Consider the following 24,961-nt stretch of genomic DNA (forward strand, 5'->3'; position numbering starts at 1 on the left):
ATTAGCAATTTATTCTAATAAAATTTCGGTAATAATACCATCAAAGTATTTCAACTTTCCTTCCAGGCCAAATACAGGTTCACATTTTTCATGAATTGATTTAATATCTCCTTTTTTAGTTTCAATTTCATAATTCAATGAAAACCCTTTTTTAGAGTTTATTAGTCGTTTAATATGTTCAGACATATCCTTTTTATTTTTTCTGATAATTAAGGGCATTAAAAATAATATTTCATTATTATTTAGCTCGTCTAATGAAAAACCCGTGATATACTCAATTCGATCATTGAATAGAGTTATTTCTGAGTATCCACTTTCATCGACATATATACGATAAACAATTGCGGGAATATTTTCTAAGACACTTTTATATTTTTTTGCATCTTTTAGTAATTTGGCATTTTTATGAGATTCAATTGCCATTTCAATCGTAAATTTAAGTTCTTCCTCATTAAAAGGCTTATTCATATATCTGAATGCACTAGTAGACCTCGATTTCTTGATAGTATTCACATCAGCATACATAGACAAATAGATTACTGGAACATCAATTATCTCATGGATTCTTTGAGTTGTCTCAATTCCATCCATATCTCCCGCTAATCCAATATCCATTAATATTAAATCCGGCTTTAATTCAACTACTTTTTCTAAAGCATCTAGGTATAAATGAAAAAAATTTGGTAATAAATGTATTGTGATATGTTTTCATTCAAAATTAAGGTGTTTATAGTGAAAAGGGTAACAATAGCAATTGATTCAGATGTAGATCTGAAATTCAGAAAAAAAGCATCTCAGAAGTATCAATTTGAGAAAGGTTGGTACAGTAATGCAGTAGCAGATGCCATGAAAGATTGGGCAGAAAGCGATAGTGAGTCCATTGCAAACCATAGTTCTATAGCAAATTATCTTAACCCTGAAATTTGGGAAAATTTAAAATTGGAACTTAATTTAGATAAAGAAAACCCTTTTAAGAATCTGGAGAGCATAATAAATCAATTCGGGCCTGAAAGTGAACATCACTTAAAAATTGACCGTGCAGATAATAATATAATTGTTAAATTAGAAAATAAAACTGATTTTGATATTGAGGCTAATTTAAAGTCTTTAATAATACTTCACTTAATTTTATATGTTATTATCTCTTCCTTGGAAAAAACTACACATAAAAAATACAAAATCATAGGTACTGGTCAGATTCCAGAATTATATATTAAAAAAGTATAGTGTTATTCTTAAACTAACAATTATATATATTTAAAAAATTTAAAATTAATAAATAAACAGGAAATCCGGATTAAAATTATAAATACTTAATTTTAAATTAATTATAAAAAGAATAGCGGGGCCTAGATTTGAACTAGGGCTCTCGGGGTTATGAGCCCCGCGGGATCACCAGACTACCCCACCCCGCTGTAACTAAACATTAGTGGTATTCCTATATAAAGGTTTCCCTCAATTTTCCAAAATAAATAAAAATATCCTTATTTTATTGAATTTCATAATTAATTTTTGTTTGAGAAAATAGAAAAAAAGTTATACAAATATATATTCCAAACATGAAAAATAGAAAAATAGAAAAATAGAAAAATGACAGCTTATCACTATTAATTTAGCTTAATCTGTTGACTTAAGGAGAAGATTTCTCTTCTTCAACTCCTTCTAGATTTTTAAGCCGATTATCCAGTGAATCCATTTTTTTATTAGTGTAACCCCTATACTCATTGAATCTATGTTCTAATTCATCAATATTGCGAGTAACTACATCCATTCTTTTTTCAAGGCCATCCACATCAGTTTTAGTTGCCAAATCCCAGTCTTTAATTAATTCATCGCTTTTCTCATCTAAAAAAGCATCAATTCTGTTGGAAAGAACATCAGTGCTAATAGGAACCTCTTTAACTTTTCCCATTATTTTATCACCCATTCCGGACATTTTTTCCCCTACACCCGCTGTTTTTTGTCCCATTGCAGACATAGACTCATGACCCCCACCAACACGATCTCCAAACTCATATACTTGACTTTTAAATTTACCAACACTGGCATTGTTAGAATTTTGTAAATAATAATAAAATAGTACTACAATCGCTCCGGCCAATACAAGAATTGCCAGTAATGATATAGCATCCATTTTTAGTCCCCTTTAACCTTTTTAATATTTTTATCTAGTTCTGATTCCTTATTCTCAATCTCATTGAGCATTTTCTGCAGTTTCTTGAACTCGGTTTGGGCTTCTAATCTAGCCAATCTCTCACTTATTTCAGTATGGAGATAACCAATTTCAGCCATTAATTCCGAAGTACCTTGGCGAATATTAATTAGGTTATCTTGCTGGTCTTTAGGTAATGGAATAGCAGTTTCCATTAATCTTTTAGATTCCATATCTTTTTCCACCAGAGATATCTTTTTGAGTTCTATTTGTTTATCCATGAGAATAGCATTATTCTGAGTTTCCCTAACTCTTCTCCATTGAATAACCACTACTACTATAGCTATTAATGCAATTACAGCAATTATTAACAGAAAAATATTTTGTGGTATCGCAATCGTGCTTGAAGCCATAATTTCCCTCCATTTATTTTTTGTATGGTATCATATATAAAAATTCTTATTTATACTTAATTTCTAAGTCATGAATGATATAGTTTGTTTTTTTAAAAATTAGCTTATTTAAAGCACTTTGAAAGTAATTATTCTTGTGAATTATGCTTAAAAATAAATCATTTGGAAAATGAAATAGTATAAATCTATTAAAGCATAACTAAAAAATATAAAAAGCAATATAAAAATTCTAATCTGATATATTCATATAAATTCAATAATTATTAACTAATGAAATCGTGATCTTATGATAGAATCCTATGAAAAAGCAGGAAAAATTGTTTCTCAAGTTAGAGAAGATGCATTGAAAATAATTAAGGATGGACTACCAATAATAGACCTTGTAAATTTTGTAGAAAGTCAGATTATTCAAAAAGGAGGATTTCCTGCTTTTCCATGCAACGTGTCAATTAATGAATTAACTGCACATTACACCTCCCCTCCCGGAGATGAAACTCTTATTAAATCTGGTGATCTAGTTAAACTAGATCTTGGAGCTCATATAAATGGTTATATCGCCGATAGTGCATCATCCATCCTAGTCGACGGATATCAAGATCTTAAAGAAGACCAATACAGTGAGAATCTAGCTCAAAAAAATCTTAAAATGATTGATGCCTCGAGAGAAGCCTTAAACAATGCTATAAGTACCATAAGAGCCGGTGTAGAACTTGAAAAAATCGGCAAAGTGGTGGAAAATACCATACAAGATTATGGTTTCAAACCTGTGGCCAATCTAACTGGACACAGTATGGAACAATGGATTCTCCACTCAGGGCTTTCTATTCCCAATATTGGAGAAAAAAATGGCCATAAAATAGAAGAAGGAGATGTTTTAGCGGTGGAACCTTTTGCCACTGATGGGGTGGGGTATGTAACAGACATGCACCCCACATATATTTTCCGCTTCTTACGCGACAGGCCCATGAGAATGTTGCACGCCAAAAAAGTCATGGGAACTATAAAATCAGAATATAAAATACTTCCATTCACTGAACGATGGCTTTTAGATTCATTTGATGAAAAAAGACTTACTTCATCCATGAGAGTGTTAATTAAATCCAGGGCAATCTATCCCTACCATGTACTTAGAGAAAAAAGTGGGGCCTGGGTTTCTCAAGCAGAACACACTGTTATTGTTGAATCAGATGGATGTAAAATCATTACCGAATAAAAATACTAAAAAATAGAATAGATAGTTGAGGAGTAGGAGTTATTATTACTACTCCATTTTTATCATACAAATCAATTCAAATAAAATATGGAGAACCTATTGTGAAATTTTAGCCATTAAATTCAGAGCTTTTTTTATTCCTTCAGATTCATTTAGGTGTTGATAATACTCTAGTGCTTCTTGAAGAATTTCACGTGCCATTGGATTATGTCCGTTGTTGTCATGAATAAAAGCCAAATAATAAAGGCTTTCGGCAGCCACATACATATCTTCAGATTCAAGTGACTCATTATAAGCAATCTCAAAATAATACTTCGCTTGATCAAAATTTTTCCGTCTGAAATATGTAATAGCCCTAATCATCAGATCAGATTTCTTTTTTTGCCTTTTCTTTGATCTTTTATAAAAATAATATACAATTCCATAAATATAAACCATCACTATGGCTAAAAAAGCAATTAAAACATCCATAAAAAACCCACCTATTTCAAATAAGTGAATAATTGATTAATCCAAAATAAAAATAAAGAAAAAGAGAATTAGAATGGTACTGGTAGTCCCATTTCTTTTCTCTTGTCGATGGTTTTCTGGTTTTTCTCTTTCTTCTGAGCAGCTAATTTTTGTAGAAGGTCGATTCCAGGTTTAACATTAGCAATGTCTTTGGTCTCGAATGCTCCCGCTTCAACTGCTTGTTTGAAGATAGAATCTCCACCATCGGTTCGGGTAATAACCGTGGACCATCCATCAGGTGAACCAACAGATCCAGTGGACACATCACCTAATTCAGCCACGTAATCCAGACAGACGTTACATCCGCTTTGTTCATATCCGTGGGTTTCTTTAAGTGGTATGCTTAAGACTTCGTCCTGAGTGTATACCCAGAATTTACCTTTACCAATGTCCATTTTTTCTACTAATTCCATACTGACTCCCATTTTCTCTGAGATGAAAGTTTCTAGAGAAGCATATGGGAAGTTTTCCATACAGTAAATACCAATCAATAGCTTGATCTTATCAGCTAAGAATCGTACACCGAATGGGTAGGACTGCATTTTTCTGATACCCATGGTTTGACATGGAATAGCAACAGTTCCTAATTTTTCAATACCGTATTGCCGTACAGCTTTCTTTAACATCATTACGTTAGGGGAGAAAGTGTACTTGGTACCGGCAGCTGCGATGATCTCATCAGCAGACATGGCTACCATTGGTTCTGGTTTCCAGAATTCATCAGTAGGTCCAGCAACTACGGCTCCTTCAATGATTTTTTCTTCTAGTGCAAAGGCTAATAAACCGGTGACAATTCCACCGTCTTGAGAGACTTTTTGGATTTGTTTATCGGTTGCTCTTGCAGAGACTATTTCTTTGTAAGTACCTAAAACCATTTTTCCAGCCTCCTATAGTCCTAAGTCCTTTTTGATTTGTTCTTCTGGGAACCAACTTCGTGGGCACTGTACATAACAGATTCCACATTTTACACATCGGTCACCATTAACTTCTGGTCGCCCATTAGTCATGCTAACAGCTCTGGTTTGGCAGGCCATGGCACAGGTACCGCATCCGATACATAAAGCCTGATTGACCACGTATTTTTGAAGATCGCATCCGCATCCTTCGGTCATTCCTGCTAAATCTATCATAGGCTGTAAATAGTCCATGTCTCCATTAATTAAAGCTACTACTGTTTTAGCGATAATTTCTGGGGAAGGTGGACATCCTGGTATTGCACAGTCCACTTTAATCAAATCAGCAATAGGCACAAATGATTCGTGATCTGGTCTTGCTTGTTGTCCACCCCGAGAGTATCTAGTGAAACATCCTGTAGCAGAACATGATCCAAAAGCACATACCATAGCTGCTTTTTCCCTTGTTTCCATTAATTCATGCAGGCTATGTTCATCCTGCAGACAGACAGACCCTTCTACGAGTGCTAGATCCATTTCTGGCATTTCCCATACATCTGCCAGGGTTTGTCCATAAACAATATCCACCATATTGGTGAGTAATTCGGCGAGAATGTCGTAGTTCTCACTTAACGACATAACATCTCCGGTACATCCACTCAAGTGAATGTAACCAATTCTTGGTTTTGCATTTTCTTCGGCCACTTTTTCAACCTCCTGTTCTGAAGCTCCAACTTTTCCTGATTTTGCTGGTTTAGCCTCCTCATTAGCTGGTTTAGCCCCTATTCCTAATAAATCCTTTATTCTGGAAATCAAGCTCATTTTGCTAAACCCCTATCTCCTTTAAAATCATTTTAATGGCTTCAGGAATAGCTTTTTCAATAGCGGGACTGAGTCCCATAACCACATCAGGGGCAGAGATTTCTTCGGGTTTGCATCCTATAACCATGACATCTACGGTTTCACTGAGTTCATGTAATGGTTGATTAACGGGCCATGAATGCATGTTTTCATAAGATCCTTTTGGAATTTCATCCACTTCGAATTTTCTTAGCGTGCCTGGTTCTGCCTTAAATTCTACAATATCCACCACGATCATCTTTTTCCAGGAATCTTGGGGAAGTGAAAATACAAAGTGAGGACCTCCAGTTCCAGCATCAATAAACATAACATTTTCTGGCTTTTCGTCTTTGTGTTCCTTAAAATATTCTTCTAAGGCTTCGATCACTGCTGGGCCGAAACCGTCGTCTTTAAACAAAACGTTTCCGCACCCTACTACTAATATCTCTGCATCGTATGGCATTTTATTCCCTTTATAAATCCATTAAATTCTGACGATTTCATTTTTAATGACGCTGCTGTCCTCGTCGTCTACCACAATTACGTGAGTAGCACAGGACAAACATGGGTCGTATGCACGGATAACATGAGGTCCGAACTCGTGGTGGAATCCTTCAGTTGCAGGGCCCATAGTTGGTATGTTCCAGGTTGTAGGGACTAAAGCACTGTAGAACTGAGTTTTACCATTGGCAATTTGTGCCATGTGTACGTCCATTCCTCTAGGTCCTTCAATGGCACCTATACCTAATTTGTTAGTACCTGTAATGTCGAAATCAGCCTGAGCAGGAGCAGAAGTATCCAAATCATCTAAAATATCTATTGCTCTAGATAAAGCAGATTTCATTTCTAAGGCCCTTGCTACGTGTTGTGCTACCACACCACTTCCTTTGAATCCTTGGAATTCAGCCATCCTAGCTCTTGGACCTACTTCAATATTTCTACCATCATATAATGGGATAGTGGAGCAAGCTCTGTGACCTATTTCCGCATCATCATACCAGCTTTCAGGCATTATTTCAGTGAACCTATCCAGATCGAAGTTGTCACGATTACCGTAAAGTACATCAGTAGCCATGGTTTTTTGATCATGTACACCTAAACCTTCGGGTAGTCCTTTATCTTCTACTAAACCAATAATTAAATCAACGTGTTCGTCGAGTTTTGGTTTTAATTGTTTTAACCTTGAGTATAGCCTCTTTCTGGCTAATTCACTGATATTATCGGCCATTCCTCCAATCCGCACATCGGATGGGTGAATACCTTCACCAGCTACCATGTCCACTACATACTGACAGTTTTTCCTGATTTCGGAAACAGAGTTTATGGCAGCAGCCATAAGATTTTCTGGTACGAAATCAGCAGCTATCAGGAAATGGTGGATAGCATGGCTGTTTATATCGTGGGCCATAAGGGTTAACTCTCGTAGTTGTTGTCCTGCTTTAGGTACCTCTATGTCCAGTGAGTCATCAATGGCCTCAACTGAAGCTAGAGTGTGAGGTATAGGGCAAACACCACAAATCCGCTGTACAATAACTGGAGCGGTTTCTGGAGCTTTGCCTGTAACTATTTTCTCAAGACCTCTAACAGGAGTAATACTGAAGTATCGTCCTTTGGTCACGATTCCTTCATCATCGACTTCCATGACAAGTTCTGCGTGTCCTTCTTGTCGTGATGTCGGCGATATAACAATCCTTTCGCTCAAATGTATCACCTCTTGTTTTAAAGTTCAAAAACTATCATTTATATAACTATTATTATATGTTATAAGTTTTTCAATTAGGAAAAAAATGAAAAGTATTTATATAATGGCAAACCCATGATTAATTCTTTTTTTAAAAGAAGAAAATAAACGCATTTAATTAGAAATAGAGAACTTTAGTAATTTATTTACCTTTAGTAACTAATTAATATTAGTTAATTATATTCATAGCCAAAGTTTATAACCCGCAGATATAATAATGTGAATCTGGTATTCACAATAATATCATATAAAAACTTGATTTGAATAAAAAACTATAGTCAAATTTAAGATAATTTAATAAGTTCAGATATACAAGGTATATAATAATAAATAAAATAATATAATAAATTTTAAAAGGTGAGTTAATGATAAACTCAAAAATATTAGTATCAGTGGTTATAGTGCTTATGATAGGTGTAGCCGCAGCCGGTTATCAAATAAGTCAGACCCCACAATTATGGCAATTAACTACTCCACAAAGTAGTGATAGTTCAAGTCAAGGTGACTCTCAATCTTCTTCCAGTCCTTCTGATGTAGTTCAGGGCCAAAGTAGTGGATCCGGTTCTTCAGTAAGTTCTCAGGGAAGTAGTAACGGAGGTTCAAGTGTGAAAGTTTCAGTCGCTAAGGCGAAAATTATAGCAGCAAAAACAAATGATCAAGGCTATACATACCTCGGAACTCCTGTTCTCAAAGGCAGCTCATACATTGTACCAGTTATTTCAGATGGAAATGATCCTAAATTTAAATTTAAAAAAGGTCAGCAAATAGGTGGAATAATAATTGATGCAAATACTGGGGAAGTCACAGGAATAGAAGGGGGCGTACAAGCATGATAACTAAAACTGAGTGCTGTAAAATTAAATCAGAAGATATTGAAGATGCCGTTGTACTTGAAGGATCTCCAGGTGGAGGTTTAATTGGGAATATAATTGGTTGGCTTTTAGTAGAAGACCTCAAAATGAAGGAAATAGGATATATTGAATCCAAATATTTTCCACCACTAGCTGTTCTCTACAAAGGAGTTGCTTTACACCCTTTTAGGATTTATGAAGCTGAAGGATTAGTTTTATTCCTATCCGATTTTATTGTGCCACCTAATGTTGTATACGACATGACTAGTTCCATTGTGGACTGGATGGATAGAAACAATAGTAAAGAACTGATAACATTTAACAGCATGGTTGTTAGGGAAAAAAGTCGACCCACAACCGCTGCAGGGAATAGTGAAGATTCCAGCAAACGATTAGAAGATATGGGCCTTCCAATATTACCCTTTGGAAATATAAATGGTCTATCTGGAACTTTATTAACTCAGTGTGCTTCAAAAAACATACCTGCATCCTGTCTCTTTGCAGAAATATTAAATCCCTATCCTGACCCCCGCGCTGCTGCTGGAGTGGTAGATACATTAAATACTATGTTAGATATCAGCATAGATCCTGATCCATTATTACAAGAAGCTCAGGAAATAGAATCACGACTTAAAAAGCTAGCTGAAACAGTTCAGAACGAACCAGAATCTCCAATATATATGTAAAAAATATTGTAAAAAATAGTTTTGCAAATATCAAATCATTTGTAAACTTTAATATTTTTTTTATAAAAATGGTTAAAATTCGGCAAAACCGCAGCAGTTATATAGTAAAACAAACTAACATCTTTTTATCATTTTAATAAGGGCCCGTAGCCTAGTTGGATAGGGCGTCGGACTTCTAATCCGAAGGTCCCGGGTTCAAATCCCGGCGGGTCCGTCCAAAGAACTTTTTTTAGAAATTTAATCTATATTATTTATATAAATTGTTATCTTTAATAATAATCAAATGTAAAAATAAAAATTTGATAGCCACATAACTAGGGCCCGTAGCCTAGCCAGGATAGGGCATCAGACTCCTAATCTGAGGGTCCCGGGTTCAAATCCCGGCGGGTCCGTTTATAATATTTTTTTAAATTTAATACATATGATTCCTATTACTTCTAAATTGAATATATTCAAAATTAATTTAAATCATTAGTAGATGTACCCTAAAATCCATTAGAATATTGATTTAGTTTTAAGCACGGCTAATATAAAAGATAATGTTTCTTAAAATAAGTGCATAGTTTTAGTAAATCATTTGATGGTAGCTAACAGTAATTAACTTGAAGGAATTTGGATTCGATTTACTGGTTTTAATTATAAAAATTAACTATTTTTCTGAAGATATATCTTTCTTAATTGTTTCCATGAAATCAAATTTATCTTTAAAGTTATCTAGTAGTTTTATAAACTCTTCTGAATTAATAACAACTACCAATTCATTTTCTTCCAATATATCTGCTTCCTGAGGTACAATAACTATTTTTTTCTCAGAATCTACTTTACGACATATTCCCATAGTGGCTTTAAAATCCATTTTAATCACACTAATAGTAAATTTCTATTAATTTAATTAATTTTCTATTAATTTAATTAATTGAAATTAAGCTAAATTAATAGATTAAAGATAGTTATCTAAATTATTTTCTGGAAATTTAATCTCACCATATTTTCCGCCCCCTCCGGGAACAATTACCAGAGTCTTATCTCTAAAAGCCTGAATAACCGGAGCCATTTCTGGTGAAATTTCGTTTATATCTTCTAAGGGAACGCGAATCATAACATCTATTTCGCTTCCCAAGTTATTAACCAGATTCTCCCATATTCCCTGAACAAATTTTGTGGTAACTCCTTTAGAAAATGCTAGAGAAATTATTTCAGCCAAAGGCATTATATGAATATAAGGCGGCCTATGATAAGGATGATGCGGTCTTTTCCAAGTAGCTATTTCGGATATTCGATAATCAACACCTTTTTTAATGGTTCCACCACAAGAACACTTCCTATTAGCCTCTTGAGCTTCTTTTGGAGAAAATATTTCATAACATCTGGTACAAGCAGTAAGGTGATATTTTCCTAATCTTGGGTCAAACCCATAATTGGCCTTCATTCTTTTCTTTTTTAGTGCATTCTTTAATCCAGTGAATGAGATATCTTCTACCTCTATTTCATTGAATTCACGACCTAAACGATGCGGCCATGGCGAATGTGCATCAGAATTAGTTAAAAATGGTATATCTTCCAGTTCTTTAATGGTGTCAGCCATATCTGTATCTGCAGAAAGACCTATCTCCAAAAAGTCTGGTTTTTTTCCATAACAATCCATATAACTATCATAGGCCTTGTACATACTGGTCCAAGGAGTAAATGCGTGTGCTGGGCCAATAAGCCCATCATGAGCGTGCACAATATCCATTATTTGGGCTCCATTCATGCGGACTCTGGGACGTCCTTCTTTTTCCTTATCAACAGAAACCATCTCTTTTCTGACAGCATGAGCAGTTTCTATAGATGGTAAAATCATTAAATGGTGAACTCTTTTGTTATCTTCCACTTCAGCAGTTAAAATGAAATCACAGTCCTCTTTAGAATAAATTCCGTCTCCAGCAGGGGCGGTGCTGTCTTCTATAATTTTTAACCATCCTGGATGAAGTGCATCTCCTGTTCCCACCAACTGAAGGCCTTTAAGTTTGGCCTGAGGAGCTATGGCATCAATAACCATGTTATTTGATGTGGCCCTGGAAAAACAACTATGAATATGCAAGTCCGCATTAATTATCATAAAAGAAGTTAGATTATTGAGATATATATAATTAAAGCAAAGTTTCAGTATTCCGTATAGAAATTTAAAATTTATTAAAAAAAATACTCATAATCAACTAATTTAAAAAAAAAAATTAAAATATTGGGAATTATCCTATGTATCTCAGATCTTCCTCACCAGGAGGCATTGCTGTACGCTCAACCATTTCCTGTTCCATCTGCTGGGCCTTAGAAATCATTTTACGAGTCTCAATAGCACGTTCTTCTAAACTTTCAGTATCTACTTCTAAATTTAAAAGAGACATTAAAACAGTGAGTAATGCTTTGGCTGCTTCAGCATCAATGAAATATCCTGGAGTTTCACCCATTAAACAGACACCCTCCATTCCTCGGAGAGTTCCCATGCCCAATAAAAGGCCAGATGCTCCAATAATACCGCCGTCTGCAGACCTGAGAGTAACTTCATGATCTTCCAGTTTTTTAGCTAGATCGTTGTTAGTTGCAGCACCAAAAACAGCGCATGTTTCTACAGGTTGGCCTGTGGCTAGTCCGCCAAGAGTATATATCTCTTTAGCACCGTGTTTTTCCACTAAATCTAATATGAGTCCGCAAACTTCATATTGACCTTCAGGAGATAAGCCCTGTGTATTCCCCACCAAAAGTAGGTAATCTCTTTCATCTTCTCCAGCAGATTTTAGATAGTAGAGTTCATTTTTCATGGCATGTATAATTCCATTCTCATCTACCAGTACTTGTGGAGGAAATGATGGTGAATGAATTTCAGCCATTTTTACTGCACCCAGTTCTTCAATTATGTGATCTGCGGCGAGTTTTCCAACATGACCAATACCTGGAAGAGCTTCTATGAAAATAGGTTGATTTAACTCTACTTCTTCTAAAATATTTATAATAGTTTCCTTCATTTTTATCCCTCAATATTCATTAATAAAGAATATTTGATAGAATATTAAATTTAATGTTATAGTAGGACAGTGAATTAAAAATATTCTTATTCAATTAATCAGTGTCTTAACTAGTTTCATTAACCCTATACTGCATCTGTTCTTTTAGAATCCTACGATACTTTCCATACTTGTCTTCAGGAGAATATTTAGCAGGAAAAATGACTCCTACTTCACCAACACAATATGGGCAGCTATCCTTAAGAGTATATTCCCCACAGGATTTACACCTTTTCATTTTCATTTTCATAGAAATATCCTGAAATTACTAATTGAAAATTAATCTTGAATCAAAAATTAAAATGAATAATTAGTTTAATCATTCTAATTCACGATGGAAAGTTCCTTCACCTTCAGATGCTTCTACTAAATCTATACAACGATCAGCTGCATCTTTAAGATTCTTTTCTGCTTGAATATAGTCCGGAGCTTTGACAATTAATCTGTATCTAGGAGCACCTACACACTGGATAACTATATTATCGCCTTCTGCAGATTCAAGGGCTTTTTTTATGATTTCCACGCCGTTTGAAGCGTATGATTTAATGTCAACGTACCCCGTAATCTGGACTTCAGGAGGAGTAATGTTTTTCTTGGCAATTTTAGTTATGGCTTGGGCCCATTCTTCACTAACTCCCTCATCCATAAGGGCAGATTCGCCTTCCTCAGCAGAAGCTTCAAATGCACCATAAATATCTCCAAAACGATCCATCATTAGGTATCCCACTTCATTATAAGCAGTGTCCAGATCTTTATCCATGGTTTTACCAGCCAGTTCCAGGAACTTCTCCGCTTTTTGTTCGATTTTCCAGGACTGGATTTTTTTGGTTCTCTGGTCTTCCCTAATACGCTTCATGGATACATCCACGTGGCCTTTCTTAGGGTTAACTCTTAGTACACGAGCAACAATTTTCTGGTTTTCTCTTACATAATCCCGGATATTTTTTACCCAACCAGAGGAAACCTCAGAAATATGAATAAACGCCTCTTTACCCTGGTACTCTTCCAGGCTGGCAAAGGCACCGTAGTTTAAAACCTTATGTACAGTTCCTACTACTAGTTCGCCCTCATCAGGCCATTGATTTTTTCTTCTTACCATGAAAAACACCTAAAATCCTTAAAATAAAATTAAAAATAATTTAAAAAAAAATTTAATCTAAAACTTCAACTATTTGGGAGGTAATCTGAGATTTTCCACCCTTTGGTTTTACCAGGGTTTTACCACAGATAATGCACTGTACTACGGAAGCAGCACGATCAAAGACCACTTGCTGGTTTCCACAATCCATACATTTTACCTTTAGGAAGTTACCTTTTGTATTTTGGAATGCCGCCATTATAACACCTCTAGGCTACAAATTCTATTTTCCCGTTTCTAAAGGACTTTTTCTGAATGTGGGCTTTACCGCATTCTTTGCATTTAAGTCTTAAGTCCAGTTTTTTTATGGGTTTGTTTCCTGATGGAAGTGGCCTTGGGTAACCTCGGTAACCCGCAGTAACTCTTCGGAACTGTCTTTGTCCCCATTTTAGCTCGCTAGCTTTCCTTCTTTTTGATTCGAATACTTCGTGAACGGTATGTTTCTTACAGCTCGGGCAGTAAGTTCTCCTTTCTTTAGGCATTTTCATATAATCACCTCTATTGTAAAAGTAATCCATATCATAAATATTATAATAAAATATTTGATCTGAATCATAATAATTGCTATCCCCATCTTGGGGTAGAAAAGATATATTATGTGTTTATCATTGGAATGCCTATTTATATGTTTGGATGAATGAATTTAAAAAATCATTTCCCAAAAAATAAGTTCTAAAAATGAGTTTTAAATGTTAAAAATACATCAAAAGCCATCATTAAGAAAACAACTAGGATTGCATCCAAAATGAAATTAAATCTAATATGGCAATTAAATATTATTTAAATTATATTCATCAATTAAGACTTAATATATCTTCCTTTTCGGGCCTTTATAAATATTTGGGCATTAATTTCAGGCATTTTAACAACATCTTGTGGGCAGAAAGGCCCATAAACCTTTTGATCTACCCCTAAAATTGACGGTAGCTCATCAAATATAACCACCGTTTTTAAATCCATACCTGATTTTTCAGTTTTTGATTTACTTTTAGATAAGTCCTCTGGCCTCACCGGAGGAACAAACTCAGCTATGCCTTCTTCATTAAAAGATTCAACACCAATATTTTCACTATTTTGATTGGTTAAAGTATCTTCTGGTTTTAAAGATTTTGAAGTCGAATTTGTTTTTGAAACAGATATTTTTGATGAATCTTCATTAGATGCATCTATTTGTTCGGGGGCAATCAAATTGTTAGGAACAATTTGTGGATCATCAAGAACATCTAGAGAAGGTATTATCCTGCCTCTATAACCTTTTAAAGTATCTATTAAAGAAAAATAGAGCTTTTCTTCTTCAGGAGTAAGATTTAAAGGAGTTGTATCTTGCAAATCAAATTGAGGTTTTCCCTTAAATAAATGATATGACCTTTGAATATTCATTACAGCGCTATCAGTGATCTTGTGTTCTCTTCTTTCACAGATTTCAGTGGCTATTCTCTGAGTATCTCTTAAAAGATATTGCTCTTTAGCAAATGGATCATTTCCTACGGTATCCATTAATTCTTCTAAATAGCGGTGAATTCTTTTATAAAAGTCCTCACCAACCCGAGCAAGGCCACCTTCATTGCGCTCTTTCTTCTGTATTTTCCTTAGTTTCTGGAAAAACTCGTCCAACCCTATTCCTCGCTTAAATCCTCTCTTAAATTTATTTCAAAAAAATGAAATGTTAAATAAAAAAAGGTAGTTTAGTCTTCTGCTTCAATTCTAGGAGCCAATAAAAAGCTTAATTCACCTTCATCAGAAACCATTCTGAGTTTAAGATTTAAAGGCATGTCATCTCCCAGACTTATAGTGGCAATATCTGAAAATTTGTCAGCCTTAAGCATTTCCTTGATCTTTTCCAGGGAAAATACTGAACGGGCACTAGTTTCTATCTTTTCACCATGCAAATATTCAATATTAGCATCCCCAAACTCACCCTCAGCAGATGCGGCAAATCTATCCCCGTCCACACTCATAGCGATTTTATCCGAGAAAATATCTATATCTTGTATAGAATCTTTAAGCAGACTAAATGGAACCTCGAACTCAGTAGGATACTCTAAGTTTGGAGGACTTGGAGCTTCATATTCAATATCAATAAGTCTGATTTTAAATCTTCTTTTAGCTTCCCCTTCAAAGGTTATAATAAAATTACCCTCATCTAATGACATGTAAACTCTATCATCGCCTTTAGATCGTTTCAAGACTTTCATCAGTTCTTCAGTATCTACATTGATTTTTTCAGGTTCATCACAGACATACTCATCAAATAGACTGGATTTCAGTTCCAAATGAACGAATGTGATGTGACTACGGTCTAGAGCATCCAGACGCAAACCTTCACTGTCAGTCTGTATTTGTACTTCGTCTACAATGGAAGAAATTGCATCGAAACTGGTTTTCAGTATATTGGGGTCACTTAACTCTGCTTTAAACATTTTCATCCTCCATTAATTATAAATTTAGCATAGGATGAACTAAATAGTTCACTAACAATCCCTTAAGTATTATATATAATCTATAATCACTATCTAAGTATATATAATTAATATTTATCTATTTTATTAAATATCTAAATTTAATGAATTGGAAAAAGTTATTTATAATCTGATAGTATTCTGATATTTATTATAAATTAAGCAATATTTTAGTCCAATAATCGAAACTTAATCAAATGAAGCTAAAAAATTCTATTTATTGTTATTTTTCTTTCTCGGGGATTTGTGATAATTCTTCATTTTCAAGTGAATCCTGGTCAATTAGCTTTTCATTTTCAGATTCTTTTGATGGAGATTCTTTTAATGAATGATTATTATTCAAATCATCATCTTTGGAATCATCTACATCTTTTTTAGAAGAATTATCTTCAACTCCTTTCATTTCCTGATAAATGTTATCAAAAGAGGTTTTTCCAATAATTTTAGGTGCATAAATTCCCGCAATTATTAATAATCCAATTATAACAAAAAAAGCGGAAGTTACAGATTTTTCCCCAAATACTACATTGTCAGAAACTTTATCAGAAGTTCCAAATAAAAAAGATATCCCCAACAATATCAGGATAACTGCTACTGCTAATCCGATCATAGTAAATAATTTTTGCCGGTCTCCTTGAATAGATGTTTTAAATTGATTAAATTTAGCACTAATTCCTGAAAAACTGCTTTTAGAATCATTAGCAGCTACAGATTCTTTAGAATCTATCGAATTATTTTTATTTTTAGAAGATTTTGAACTTTTTCCATCTTTATGGGGTAGAGAAGTTTCAGTGGAAGATTTTTTAGATTCATTTTCGGATTTGGAAGAATCATTAGAATCTTTAGAATCATTAGAATGATTTTTTGAATCATCAAGATTTTCAACATTAGGATCTAAATTTTTTAATGCTTTTTTAGCTAAATTAAAAATAGATAGTGTATTTTTTTCTTCAGATGATGACTTTTCAGACTTTGATTCTTTCATATTAATGCTCCATTAGTCGTATTCTCTCCAAGTGTGTTTGCAAGCTGAGCATCTTAAAAATCGAGTTTCAGCTTCATCCGCCCTTCTGGTCTGTTGAAGCCACCAAAATGCCTCCATATTTTTACATTTGGGGCATTCAGCACGAGTAGTTGGAAGGGTGTTTATATCATCACCGGTGAATATAACCGTGTCTTTAGGGTCTATTTTTTCAGATACATCGTATTGACTAGCCAGATCTTTGGTAATCTCTTTTTGATAACCACATTTACACTGGAAACTGTTGTCTTTAGGAAACATCATAGCTCCGCATTTAGGGCAAAACTCCATATAAGTCCTCCTTACAAAGTAAGATTGATAATTTATTAGATTTAACTATTAGTATGAAATTAAATGTTTAAATCAATTAATTTTATCAGTTAAAGCATATAGTCTAATTTTGAATAATTTTAATTGATTTTATGATTCTATTACTGGTTCTTATTAATAGTTTTTATTTTTTAAATAAATTTTATTCAATTATCTTCTAATATTTTTAAAATCTAAGATATATAATTTCTGATTTGATTTTTTAACTTCTTTTATTTAGAATATTTAAAGCATTTTTTAAAATGGTTTTATGGTCAAATGCAAGTTTTAAATCACTAATTTCATCTTTAGTAAATTCAAAAGCATCCTCAGCATCACTATCTGCTTTCAAGTTCCCAAAAACTGTTTGGGCAATATAAACAATCGTTACCGTGTGTCCTCGAGGATCTCGATCAGGATTAGAGTAAACACCAACTAGTTCTACAAGTTCAACATTTAAACCCGTTTCTTCCCAAGCCTCCCTTACAGCAGCCTGCTCAACAGATTCACCAATCTCTACAAATCCCCCTGGGAGCGCCCAGTAAGATTTATATGGATCGTATTTTCTTTTTATAAGTACAATAGTATCCTTAGGAGACATGATGATAATATCTACCGTTAAAAAAGGGGTTTTAGGAGTCTGAGTATTAATAATATCACTTCCGACCAAAAGACTGATTAATAAATGATTAAATTTGATAATATAGTATAAATTTCTAATAATTTAATTTCGAGTCATTTATTTCGAGTCGGTTTAATATTGGTCCTATCACGCATTACCATAAGATTCTCCAGTTTCTACTCCAGCAGCAATTATATGGGCCGTTCTAATAGGCTCGGGTAAGTTACTATGAGTAGTGGACAGCCTCACTATTTCCAATGCATCAGATAATTCTATTCCGCAAATTTGAATGAATAAACTTCCTGAATCATCAACTTGATGTATTGGCCCTGCTTTTTTTACATTTTTCCATCTTTCTTCCCCATCTGAGAAGTTTTGAAGAGCTTTTTCTATTTTTTCAAAATCAGGATATCTTCTCATGGCCACAACAACCGGAACTGTAGTTTTTTCAAATATTTGAGTAATATCAACCACATTAAAACCGCCAAAAGTAATTCCGTCCAGCATAATAACACCTAATTGGCCATTATACCGAGAATCATTGACCATTTTCACTATCTGTTCTGTAGAGTCAGTTCCATCAATTTGGACATAGGTAGTCAAGACTCCATCTAACCATGACCCTCCCCGGAAAAAGGTTCCCACCAGTAGAACATTACCTTCCTTATGAGGAGTAAATGGGGCATCATCAATGCCTAAAATTCTTATTTCAGACTTAATAGTTCGGAATTTCTTATTTTTCATGAAAATTCTTCATATCATTAATCTTATACTAATTCATTAGTGAAAATAAGTGTTAAAAGTTAAAAATAGAACTTAGAAAAAAATTATTTGTAAAATGGTAAGTTATTTGATACTAATTGATTAATTTCAGGATTAATAATAATGAAATATTAAAATCTATTAATCAATTTAATTCATTATAATCCACTTAATAGCTAACTTATTCAATTGTTTCTAAAAGGCCCTTGAATTCTGCGCATCTTTCTTTTAAAGTTTCTGAAGCGACTTTGAGAGATTTTTTAGGACTTTTGGCCTTTACATATATTTTAGGTTCTCCCACAATTGGGTGATCAATGGCATAAGCCGTTGATTTAACATCTTCATCTTCCATTAAAATTCTTCTAAGTGCATTACAGAGGGTGTGAGTCTCTCCTTCAGCAAGTATTTCCAATTCATATCTTTTACTAGTAATAATTTCCATGTTATACCTCATTAAAATTTGATTATCAGTTTAAGTTTATATTTTTAAGTTTATTGAATTAATTATAAATTTTAATAATTAAAAGTGGTTTTAATCTAGTTAAATAGGTTTAATTATGTTTAATAGATTAAAATGATTTCATTAGAATACCTTTTCAAACCTGGTAATTTACCGAAATTTTTCTTTTCTCTTTATTATCACAGTTAGGACAGGTTACTTCATTTTTACCAGTTTGTTTCATGAAATGTCGGCATCGGGTACACATAGCCTTTAACACTCCCAAATCTTTCTGAGAGGTTTTAAGGTCAATATTGTCTAAACCTACCACTTTAGTTATTCTGGCTTCTATAAGGTCACCTATATGAAAAGCATCTGTTAATTTAGCCAAATATCCTTTATCCGCCTGAGAAACGTGTATTCCTCCAACAAAAGAAGCCACCAGTTTTCTAGGGTTGTCTTTAATAAAATGGATTTTAACCAGCGCTCTTTGGCCTCGAACTTCTAGTATTTGGCCTATAATTGTTGTATTTTTGTTTAATACTGGAGGAGCACCCGCTTGAGGATGCACAAATATGCGTTTATTTTTATCATCTAGGGAAACGGTCCCCACGACCATAGCCTTTATATATCCATTATCATCATATGCTCCTTCTGATGGAACAAATTCCTCACTAACACCCAGTAAATCCCCGGGCAAAACAAAATCTCCAGATTTAGCCTTCATCCATTCACCTCTTTTGAAAAATTAGTGATCTGAAAATGATTTTATAATGTGATTTTAAATTAAGTAAAAACATTTTAGAATATAATAATGTTAATTTTTCTATTATATATGAGTTGTTGTTAATTTATTTTTTGTGAAACATTATGAGTTTATATTCTAAATTTTTATTCTTCCCCAAAATATATTTCATCTAACTGATAATTATCCCATTCCCGTTTATCAAGAACTATTTCTAACTCTTGAGGAGTTAATAAAGGTTTTTTATACATTTGAGAATCATCAATAGCTATTCTAGGACAGGCCGTCGCTACAAAGGCATCTAAATCTAAAAAAGGCAATAGTAAATCAGGTGATATGTTTTCCATCATTATCAAAAAAGCCTCTTTCCCTTCATTTTCAAGATTCTGTTTTATTTTACGAGCCAGGACCATGCGGTACTGGCCTTCCTTGGAAGAGACCAAAATTCCCCATTTTTTTGCTTCACGAGCCTTGGTAATTCTGGCAAAGCGAATCCTTAAAATTCTATCTGCAAATTTTTCTATGTCCCTTGCCTCTCCTCGGTAAGGATCCGCAATAACTACTGGTTTGTGAGTGAATAATTTAATGCCTAAGGGATGAAAATTTCCGCTCCCCACGTAAAAATAGGCATCAACATCCAAATTCTTTATAGCAGAAAAATTGCATCCTAAAACTTGGCCTATTCTGGTACTGGAACCTGATTCTAGCATCACTTCTTTGCCATTTGCTTCTAAGAAGTGTTTTGTATCTTCTAAAAGATGTAAATGCTGAGTAGTGGTGGCTAGGGCAATTTTATGATATCCCTGAAGGAGTTCTAAAGATTTTTCCAGTGCCTCGTTCACATCTACTTGAGAATAAGCCTCAATAAACATCACTGGTACCGGATAATCCAAAGGAAGTGCAGTGTGACCATAATGAATTAGTATATCAACTAAATCTGCCATTTTCCGGTCTGCAGTATCACAAGCCCCAAAACATGGATCTGCAGAGATTATAACAGTGGCCCCGGTTTCTAATTCTAGTTGTTCAGCTACTTTAGCAGCGTGAATTTTAAGGCCATCTGGAAACTGCAATCCCACTACAGATGCATTAATATCCTTAATTTTCTTTATAACTTTTTCAAGATCTAGATCATACATAGACATATAATTTACCAGCTTAAAATTTGAATTTAATATTGAATTAATCTTTGAATTAATATTTTTAGTAATTAATCTACTATTTTAAGTATATTGAAGATTTCTTAGAAGTTGCAGTAAGATAAAAATTTAAATAATTTTCAGCATGACACCGACATTAACTCACTACTTAAGAATAGGTTCCGCAGTAACCTTATTATCAATCACATCTACCTTAATTAAAGCTTTTAATTTGAGCCCTGTTTCTTTTTCAACTATTTTTTTGCCTTCACCCTTCTCAATAACCGCTACTACTTCTGCTATTTCCACACCCATATTTTTTAAAGCTTGTAAAACAGCAATCATAGTTCCACCAGTACTTACCACATCATCTATAATCAGTACCTTATCACCCGAATTGATACCATTAATGAAAAGCTCTCCCTGACTATATCCTGTTGTTTGATGGACTGCAACCTCTCCTGGAAGTCCATATTGGCGTTTTCTAACTACTACAAATGGAATGCCCGTCTCTAGAGATAGGGCCGTGGCTAAGTGAATACCCATAGCCTCAATACAGACAATTTTATCCACATCAGTACAGAAGTGATTTTTTATCGCCACTGCAATCTCTTTTAGTACTTCGGGTTGGGTAAGTGGAATTCCATCAGTTACTGGGTGAACAAAATAATTATATTCTCCTTTTTTTATAATTGGAGATTCTTCTAAAGTTTTTTTCAGTTTTTCAAGCACTAGAAACACCTAAATTATTGAATTAAATAAATAATAATAATTTTTTGATTAAAATAAAGTTAAATGAGATTTTAATTAATGGATTATTAATTAATTTTTTTGAATTTTATAAATATAAATATATTAATAATTCATTAGATTTGATAGTATAAATTATTTAATAAACTAATTTTAAACAATTCTTATATATTATTAATATACTAATGAATTTATAATTAAATAGATATAATTAAAATCTATTATAAATCCATGATATGATATAAATAACACAAAAGTTATGATATTAAAATATTAGATTAAATGATTCTCAAAATAACATATAAATGATATGATTTAAGAAATGATTAAAATAATTATTATTTCATATTATATTTATTTAAAATTCAATTGATTTTATTTACAAAATCATTTCACATCAGGTGAGTAGATGTTAGGCAATTTAGGTAAGAACCTTACCAATACAATGAAAAAACTGGCAGGAATGTCAATTATTGACGAAGAAATGGTTAAAGAAGTTGTTAAAGAAATTCAACGGGCTTTAATCCAATCTGACGTTAATATTAAACTTGTTTTAAAATTATCCAAATCAATAGAAGAAAGGGCATTAAAAGAAGAACCTCCCAAGGGCATAACTCCTAAAGAACATATAGTAACCATAGTATATGAAGAACTGGTCAATCTACTGGGAGAAAAAGCCGAAGAAATAGAAATAGATAAAAAACCATTTAAAATACTATTTTTAGGGCTTCAGGGAAGTGGTAAAACTACTACCATTGGTAAATTAACCCGATATCTTCAGAAAAAAGGATTCAATCCAGCTATTGTCTGTACCGACACCTGGAGACCCGCCGCCTATGAACAGCTAAGGCAATTAACTGAAGAAATGAACGTACCCCTATATGGAGATCCTGATAACAAAGACGCTCTTGATTTAGCTAAAAAAGGTCTAGAAAAGTTTAAAAATCAGAGCCTAATTATATTTGATACTGCCGGTCGTCACAAGGAAGAAAAAGATCTTTTAGATGAAATGTTGGAAATATCTTCGGTGGTTGATCCAGATGAAGCCATTTTAGTTATTGATGGAACTATAGGTCAACAGGCCAAGGATCAGGCCCAGGCATTCTCTCAAACAGCAAAGGTGGGATCTATAATAGTAACCAAACTTGATGGGTCTGCTAAAGGAGGAGGTGCTTTATCTGCTGTGGCAGAAATTGGAGCACCAATTAAGTTCATTGGTACTGGAGAGCTAATCGATGACTTTGAGGCCTTTGATCCTGAAAGATTCATTTCACGTCTTTTAGGAATGGGAGACATTAAAACCCTTCTGGAAAAGGCTGAAGAAGTGGCCGATGAAGATATGGCTGCCGAAACCATGGATGCCATGCTTTCTGGAAAATTTACCCTTAAAGAAATGCAATCCCAGTTTGATATGATGGGAAAAATGGGGCCTATGAACCAAATCATGAATATGATGCCCGGAATGGGAAAACTGCCTAAAAATGCATCTCAAATGACCGAAGATAAAATTGATAAATATAAAATCATTATGAATTCCATGACCAATTATGAAATGGAGCATCCTACTGAAATAAAGCAGTCCCGGATAAAAAGAATTGCTCGAGGATCTGGAATGAAAAATGAAGACGTTAAGGAACTTTTAAAATATTATAACGTCACTAAAAAAGCCATGAAAGGATTTGGAAAACGTAAAATGAGTGGGCCTATGGGGCAGCTCATGAGACAATTTATGCGTTAAATGGCTCGATAAATAAGTCATTAAGAAAAAGCTAATGAGTTAAACTCATTAATTAGATTTGTTTTTAATTAAATTGAATAATTTAAATTAAAAATTTCATTTTTATCCTAATTCTTAAAAATTAAATTGTTCAATTGTCGATTTATAAAGAATCAATTTAATAATTTTATTTAAAAATAGTTTATTAGATAGTTTATAAAGATTACAGGTTGAATTAAATGGACCCCTATATAAAAGAAAAAGCTCAAAAAATCAAAGAAAAAACTGAAGGAGATATATGCAACCACTGCTTAGGTCGTAAATTTTCTAATGATCTAGAAGGGCCCGGAAATCCTCTAAGAGGTATGGAAGTTAGAGAAATAATGTCTCAGGAAGGAGAGGAATTCAACTCAACTAATCCATGCGTTATATGTGGAGATTTATTTCAAAAGCTGGAAATTGCTGCAGATGAAGTTGAAAACAAAATAAAAAGCCTTGATCTTGAATATTTCAGCTTTTTAGTGGGAAGCAAAGTGGATTCTGAACTTATAAAAAAGGATGAAGAATTAAATAATTGCCTAAACTTAGATGTTGAAAGTATAAAACGAGAAATCAACCGTGAGCTGGGAAAAATTCTGGAAGAACGTTTAAACACCGAAGTTGATTTTGATAATCCTCAAATAGTTATAAATGCAGATTTCCGTCAAGAAGAACCTAAAATCCGCATTCAAATAAATCCACTATTTTTAGAGGGAAGATATAAAAAATTAATCCGTGGAATACCACAAACTAAGTGGCCATGCCGAAAATGCAGAGGTAAAGGATGCGAAGGATGTAATTTCACAGGTAAGCTGTATTTAGAAACTGTGGAAGAACTAATTTCTGAGCCAGCGCATAAAATGAGTCATAGCAAAGAATCCAAATTCCATGGTGCTGGAAGAGAAGATATTGATGTTAGAATGCTTGGAACTGGACGTCCATTTGTATTAGAAATAAAAGAACCGCGCAGAAGGGTTTTAAATCTTGATATTCTCCAAAAAGAAATTAATGAAATTAATGAGGGTAAAGTAGAGGTTTTAGATCTTAAATATTCTGTTAGATCTCGGAAAGCTGAAATTAAGACTTCTTCCCCAGATACCTATAAAATTTATCAGGCCCTGGTTGAATTAGAGGATGAAGTAACAGAAGATGATCTTAAAAGTCTCAAAACCCTTACTTTAATCAAACAACGCACCCCAATTAGAGTTTCACACCGTAGAGCAGATAAAATTCGCGAGAGAGAAGTTATGGATATCCAATACGAAATTATTGATTCCAAAACCATTAAATTAATTATAAAAGGTCAGGGCGGGCTTTATATTAAAGAATTAATTTCTGGAGATGAAGAAAGAACCCAACCCAATGTAAGCCAGGTTTTGGGAACCCCTGCCAATTGTACCGAGCTGGATGTGCTGGAAGTAGGTATCTGAAAAAGTTACATTTATTGATCAAGGGGAAAATATATTAGTAACAAGAAT

31 protein-coding genes and 3 tRNA genes are annotated in these 24,961 nt (G+C 33.7%); 8 read left to right on the forward strand and 26 right to left on the reverse strand.

The window, feature by feature from the left end:
* Window positions 1–9: 9 nt before the first annotated feature.
* Window positions 10–696: a response regulator gene (locus Q7I96_10555; GenBank protein MDO9628044.1), complete on the reverse strand. Its 687-nt coding sequence runs from the start codon at window positions 694–696 to the stop codon at window positions 10–12.
* 36 nt (window positions 697–732) lie between these two features.
* On the opposite strand from Q7I96_10555, the gene Q7I96_10560 reads away from it, so the two are divergent.
* Complete coding sequence (locus Q7I96_10560) at window positions 733–1,227, forward strand: hypothetical protein (protein ID MDO9628045.1); 495 nt, start codon at window positions 733–735, stop codon at window positions 1,225–1,227.
* Between the two features lie 113 nt (window positions 1,228–1,340).
* Here the strand turns inward: Q7I96_10560 and Q7I96_10565 are convergent.
* The 3 genes from Q7I96_10565 to Q7I96_10575 form a co-directional block, all read right to left on the reverse strand.
* Window positions 1,341–1,415, reverse strand: a tRNA-Met gene (locus Q7I96_10565).
* Window positions 1,416–1,630: 215 nt separating this feature from the next.
* Window positions 1,631–2,134, reverse strand: coding sequence for a hypothetical protein (locus Q7I96_10570; GenBank protein ID MDO9628046.1), 504 nt, complete (start codon window positions 2,132–2,134; stop codon window positions 1,631–1,633).
* 2 nt (window positions 2,135–2,136) lie between these two features.
* The gene (locus Q7I96_10575) at window positions 2,137–2,565 is read right to left on the reverse strand and encodes a hypothetical protein (protein MDO9628047.1); all 429 of its coding nucleotides are present in this window, start codon (window positions 2,563–2,565) and stop codon (window positions 2,137–2,139) included.
* 286 nt (window positions 2,566–2,851) lie between these two features.
* On the opposite strand from Q7I96_10575, the gene map reads away from it, so the two are divergent.
* Window positions 2,852–3,778, forward strand: a complete 927-nt coding sequence (gene map, locus Q7I96_10580) for a type II methionyl aminopeptidase (protein ID MDO9628048.1) — start codon at window positions 2,852–2,854, stop codon at window positions 3,776–3,778.
* A 96-nt stretch (window positions 3,779–3,874) separates the two neighbouring features.
* Here the strand turns inward: map and Q7I96_10585 are convergent, their stop codons facing one another.
* From Q7I96_10585 to frhA, 5 genes are all read right to left on the reverse strand, one after another.
* Window positions 3,875–4,249: a hypothetical protein gene (locus tag Q7I96_10585; GenBank protein ID MDO9628049.1), complete on the reverse strand. Its 375-nt coding sequence runs from the start codon at window positions 4,247–4,249 to the stop codon at window positions 3,875–3,877.
* A gap of 68 nt (window positions 4,250–4,317) precedes the next feature.
* Window positions 4,318–5,163 (reverse strand): coenzyme F420 hydrogenase subunit beta, encoded by an 846-nt coding sequence (gene frhB / locus Q7I96_10590; protein ID MDO9628050.1) that lies wholly within the window; start codon window positions 5,161–5,163, stop codon window positions 4,318–4,320.
* 12 nt (window positions 5,164–5,175) lie between these two features.
* Window positions 5,176–6,003, reverse strand: coding sequence for a coenzyme F420 hydrogenase subunit gamma (frhG, locus tag Q7I96_10595; GenBank protein ID MDO9628051.1), 828 nt, complete (start codon window positions 6,001–6,003; stop codon window positions 5,176–5,178).
* A 4-nt stretch (window positions 6,004–6,007) separates the two neighbouring features.
* Entirely contained in the window at window positions 6,008–6,484 is a 477-nt protein-coding gene (gene frhD / locus Q7I96_10600; protein MDO9628052.1) for a coenzyme F420-reducing hydrogenase, FrhD protein, read from the reverse strand.
* A 21-nt stretch (window positions 6,485–6,505) separates the two neighbouring features.
* Window positions 6,506–7,723 (reverse strand): coenzyme F420 hydrogenase subunit alpha, encoded by a 1,218-nt coding sequence (frhA, locus tag Q7I96_10605; GenBank protein ID MDO9628053.1) that lies wholly within the window; start codon window positions 7,721–7,723, stop codon window positions 6,506–6,508.
* A gap of 404 nt (window positions 7,724–8,127) precedes the next feature.
* On the opposite strand from frhA, the gene Q7I96_10610 reads away from it, so the two are divergent.
* From Q7I96_10610 to Q7I96_10625, 4 genes are all read left to right on the forward strand, one after another.
* Window positions 8,128–8,595: a peptidase propeptide domain-containing protein gene (locus Q7I96_10610; protein ID MDO9628054.1), complete on the forward strand. Its 468-nt coding sequence runs from the start codon at window positions 8,128–8,130 to the stop codon at window positions 8,593–8,595.
* On the forward strand, window positions 8,592–9,299 hold the full coding sequence (locus Q7I96_10615; GenBank protein MDO9628055.1) for a proteasome assembly chaperone family protein: 708 nt from the start codon (window positions 8,592–8,594) through the stop codon (window positions 9,297–9,299). The genes Q7I96_10610 and Q7I96_10615 overlap by 4 nt, the downstream gene beginning before the upstream one ends.
* A 140-nt stretch (window positions 9,300–9,439) precedes the next feature.
* Window positions 9,440–9,513, forward strand: a tRNA-Arg gene (locus tag Q7I96_10620).
* A 103-nt stretch (window positions 9,514–9,616) separates the two neighbouring features.
* Window positions 9,617–9,691, forward strand: a tRNA-Arg gene (locus Q7I96_10625).
* A 257-nt stretch (window positions 9,692–9,948) separates the two neighbouring features.
* Here the strand turns inward: Q7I96_10625 and Q7I96_10630 are convergent.
* From Q7I96_10630 to hpt, 17 genes are all read right to left on the reverse strand, one after another.
* Window positions 9,949–10,155, reverse strand: a complete 207-nt coding sequence (locus Q7I96_10630; protein ID MDO9628056.1) for a hypothetical protein — start codon at window positions 10,153–10,155, stop codon at window positions 9,949–9,951.
* Between the two features lie 84 nt (window positions 10,156–10,239).
* A complete protein-coding gene (locus Q7I96_10635) occupies window positions 10,240–11,400 on the reverse strand; it encodes a TIGR00375 family protein (protein MDO9628057.1) in 1,161 nt (386 codons plus the stop codon).
* 130 nt (window positions 11,401–11,530) lie between these two features.
* On the reverse strand, window positions 11,531–12,304 hold the full coding sequence (locus tag Q7I96_10640; GenBank protein MDO9628058.1) for a proteasome assembly chaperone family protein: 774 nt from the start codon (window positions 12,302–12,304) through the stop codon (window positions 11,531–11,533).
* Window positions 12,305–12,410: 106 nt separating this feature from the next.
* Complete coding sequence (locus Q7I96_10645; protein MDO9628059.1) at window positions 12,411–12,593, reverse strand: RNA-protein complex protein Nop10; 183 nt, start codon at window positions 12,591–12,593, stop codon at window positions 12,411–12,413.
* A gap of 69 nt (window positions 12,594–12,662) precedes the next feature.
* On the reverse strand, window positions 12,663–13,442 hold the full coding sequence (locus Q7I96_10650) for a translation initiation factor IF-2 subunit alpha (GenBank protein MDO9628060.1): 780 nt from the start codon (window positions 13,440–13,442) through the stop codon (window positions 12,663–12,665).
* Window positions 13,443–13,494: 52 nt separating this feature from the next.
* Entirely contained in the window at window positions 13,495–13,680 is a 186-nt protein-coding gene (locus Q7I96_10655) for a 30S ribosomal protein S27e (protein ID MDO9628061.1), read from the reverse strand.
* A 10-nt stretch (window positions 13,681–13,690) separates the two neighbouring features.
* A complete protein-coding gene (locus tag Q7I96_10660) occupies window positions 13,691–13,969 on the reverse strand; it encodes a 50S ribosomal protein L44e (protein ID MDO9628062.1) in 279 nt (92 codons plus the stop codon).
* Between the two features lie 310 nt (window positions 13,970–14,279).
* Window positions 14,280–15,095, reverse strand: coding sequence for a hypothetical protein (locus tag Q7I96_10665; protein MDO9628063.1), 816 nt, complete (start codon window positions 15,093–15,095; stop codon window positions 14,280–14,282).
* A 71-nt stretch (window positions 15,096–15,166) separates the two neighbouring features.
* A complete protein-coding gene (pcn, locus tag Q7I96_10670; protein MDO9628064.1) occupies window positions 15,167–15,901 on the reverse strand; it encodes a proliferating cell nuclear antigen (pcna) in 735 nt (244 codons plus the stop codon).
* A gap of 262 nt (window positions 15,902–16,163) precedes the next feature.
* A complete protein-coding gene (locus tag Q7I96_10675; protein ID MDO9628065.1) occupies window positions 16,164–16,925 on the reverse strand; it encodes a hypothetical protein in 762 nt (253 codons plus the stop codon).
* 12 nt (window positions 16,926–16,937) lie between these two features.
* Window positions 16,938–17,252 carry a transcription factor S gene (locus Q7I96_10680; protein MDO9628066.1) on the reverse strand — a complete coding sequence of 105 codons (315 nt, stop codon included), beginning with the start codon at window positions 17,250–17,252 and terminating at the stop codon, window positions 16,938–16,940.
* 241 nt (window positions 17,253–17,493) lie between these two features.
* Window positions 17,494–17,940, reverse strand: a complete 447-nt coding sequence (locus tag Q7I96_10685) for an NUDIX hydrolase (protein MDO9628067.1) — start codon at window positions 17,938–17,940, stop codon at window positions 17,494–17,496.
* Between the two features lie 99 nt (window positions 17,941–18,039).
* Window positions 18,040–18,636 carry a DUF99 family protein gene (locus Q7I96_10690; protein ID MDO9628068.1) on the reverse strand — a complete coding sequence of 199 codons (597 nt, stop codon included), beginning with the start codon at window positions 18,634–18,636 and terminating at the stop codon, window positions 18,040–18,042.
* Window positions 18,637–18,835: 199 nt separating this feature from the next.
* Window positions 18,836–19,096, reverse strand: a complete 261-nt coding sequence (locus Q7I96_10695) for a DNA-directed RNA polymerase subunit L (protein ID MDO9628069.1) — start codon at window positions 19,094–19,096, stop codon at window positions 18,836–18,838.
* A gap of 154 nt (window positions 19,097–19,250) precedes the next feature.
* Entirely contained in the window at window positions 19,251–19,820 is a 570-nt protein-coding gene (locus Q7I96_10700) for an exosome complex RNA-binding protein Csl4 (GenBank protein MDO9628070.1), read from the reverse strand.
* A 164-nt stretch (window positions 19,821–19,984) separates the two neighbouring features.
* Window positions 19,985–20,983, reverse strand: a complete 999-nt coding sequence (gene dph2 / locus Q7I96_10705; protein MDO9628071.1) for a diphthamide biosynthesis enzyme Dph2 — start codon at window positions 20,981–20,983, stop codon at window positions 19,985–19,987.
* 159 nt (window positions 20,984–21,142) lie between these two features.
* Window positions 21,143–21,709, reverse strand: coding sequence for a hypoxanthine/guanine phosphoribosyltransferase (gene hpt, locus Q7I96_10710; GenBank protein MDO9628072.1), 567 nt, complete (start codon window positions 21,707–21,709; stop codon window positions 21,143–21,145).
* Window positions 21,710–22,136: 427 nt separating this feature from the next.
* Between hpt and Q7I96_10715 the strand changes: the two genes are divergently transcribed.
* Window positions 22,137–23,465 (forward strand): signal recognition particle protein Srp54, encoded by a 1,329-nt coding sequence (locus tag Q7I96_10715; protein ID MDO9628073.1) that lies wholly within the window; start codon window positions 22,137–22,139, stop codon window positions 23,463–23,465.
* A gap of 218 nt (window positions 23,466–23,683) precedes the next feature.
* On the forward strand, window positions 23,684–24,913 hold the full coding sequence (locus Q7I96_10720; protein ID MDO9628074.1) for a tRNA pseudouridine(54/55) synthase Pus10: 1,230 nt from the start codon (window positions 23,684–23,686) through the stop codon (window positions 24,911–24,913).
* Window positions 24,914–24,961: the final 48 nt, after the last annotated feature.

This window comes from Methanobacteriaceae archaeon, from assembly GCA_030656015.1.
Lineage (GTDB): Archaea > Methanobacteriota > Methanobacteria > Methanobacteriales > Methanobacteriaceae > UBA349.

Excerpts from the sequence above, each read along its gene's own strand:
- Q7I96_10570 (MDO9628046.1), bottom strand. The coding sequence starts at position 2,134 with ATGGATGCTATATCATTACTGGCAATTCTTGTATTGGCCGGAGCGATT.
- Q7I96_10575 (MDO9628047.1), bottom strand. The coding sequence starts at position 2,565 with ATGGCTTCAAGCACGATTGCGATACCACAAAATATTTTTCTGTTAATA.
- map (MDO9628048.1), top strand. The coding sequence starts at position 2,852 with ATGATAGAATCCTATGAAAAAGCAGGAAAAATTGTTTCTCAAGTTAGA.
- Q7I96_10585 (MDO9628049.1), bottom strand. The coding sequence starts at position 4,249 with ATGGATGTTTTAATTGCTTTTTTAGCCATAGTGATGGTTTATATTTAT.
- frhB (MDO9628050.1), bottom strand. The coding sequence starts at position 5,163 with ATGGTTTTAGGTACTTACAAAGAAATAGTCTCTGCAAGAGCAACCGAT.
- frhG (MDO9628051.1), bottom strand. The coding sequence starts at position 6,003 with ATGAGCTTGATTTCCAGAATAAAGGATTTATTAGGAATAGGGGCTAAA.
- frhD (MDO9628052.1), bottom strand. The coding sequence starts at position 6,484 with ATGCCATACGATGCAGAGATATTAGTAGTAGGGTGCGGAAACGTTTTG.
- Q7I96_10610 (MDO9628054.1), top strand. The coding sequence starts at position 8,128 with ATGATAAACTCAAAAATATTAGTATCAGTGGTTATAGTGCTTATGATA.
- Q7I96_10615 (MDO9628055.1), top strand. The coding sequence starts at position 8,592 with ATGATAACTAAAACTGAGTGCTGTAAAATTAAATCAGAAGATATTGAA.
- Q7I96_10630 (MDO9628056.1), bottom strand. The coding sequence starts at position 10,155 with ATGGATTTTAAAGCCACTATGGGAATATGTCGTAAAGTAGATTCTGAG.
- Q7I96_10635 (MDO9628057.1), bottom strand. The coding sequence starts at position 11,400 with ATGATAATTAATGCGGACTTGCATATTCATAGTTGTTTTTCCAGGGCC.
- Q7I96_10640 (MDO9628058.1), bottom strand. The coding sequence starts at position 12,304 with ATGAAGGAAACTATTATAAATATTTTAGAAGAAGTAGAGTTAAATCAA.
- Q7I96_10645 (MDO9628059.1), bottom strand. The coding sequence starts at position 12,593 with ATGAAAATGAAAATGAAAAGGTGTAAATCCTGTGGGGAATATACTCTT.
- Q7I96_10650 (MDO9628060.1), bottom strand. The coding sequence starts at position 13,442 with ATGGTAAGAAGAAAAAATCAATGGCCTGATGAGGGCGAACTAGTAGTA.
- Q7I96_10655 (MDO9628061.1), bottom strand. The coding sequence starts at position 13,680 with ATGGCGGCATTCCAAAATACAAAAGGTAACTTCCTAAAGGTAAAATGT.
- Q7I96_10660 (MDO9628062.1), bottom strand. The coding sequence starts at position 13,969 with ATGAAAATGCCTAAAGAAAGGAGAACTTACTGCCCGAGCTGTAAGAAA.
- pcn (MDO9628064.1), bottom strand. The coding sequence starts at position 15,901 with ATGTTTAAAGCAGAGTTAAGTGACCCCAATATACTGAAAACCAGTTTC.
- Q7I96_10675 (MDO9628065.1), bottom strand. The coding sequence starts at position 16,925 with ATGAAAGAATCAAAGTCTGAAAAGTCATCATCTGAAGAAAAAAATACA.
- Q7I96_10680 (MDO9628066.1), bottom strand. The coding sequence starts at position 17,252 with ATGGAGTTTTGCCCTAAATGCGGAGCTATGATGTTTCCTAAAGACAAC.
- Q7I96_10690 (MDO9628068.1), bottom strand. The coding sequence starts at position 18,636 with ATGAAAAATAAGAAATTCCGAACTATTAAGTCTGAAATAAGAATTTTA.
- Q7I96_10695 (MDO9628069.1), bottom strand. The coding sequence starts at position 19,096 with ATGGAAATTATTACTAGTAAAAGATATGAATTGGAAATACTTGCTGAA.
- Q7I96_10700 (MDO9628070.1), bottom strand. The coding sequence starts at position 19,820 with ATGAAGGCTAAATCTGGAGATTTTGTTTTGCCCGGGGATTTACTGGGT.
- dph2 (MDO9628071.1), bottom strand. The coding sequence starts at position 20,983 with ATGTCTATGTATGATCTAGATCTTGAAAAAGTTATAAAGAAAATTAAG.
- Q7I96_10715 (MDO9628073.1), top strand. The coding sequence starts at position 22,137 with ATGTTAGGCAATTTAGGTAAGAACCTTACCAATACAATGAAAAAACTG.
- Q7I96_10720 (MDO9628074.1), top strand. The coding sequence starts at position 23,684 with ATGGACCCCTATATAAAAGAAAAAGCTCAAAAAATCAAAGAAAAAACT.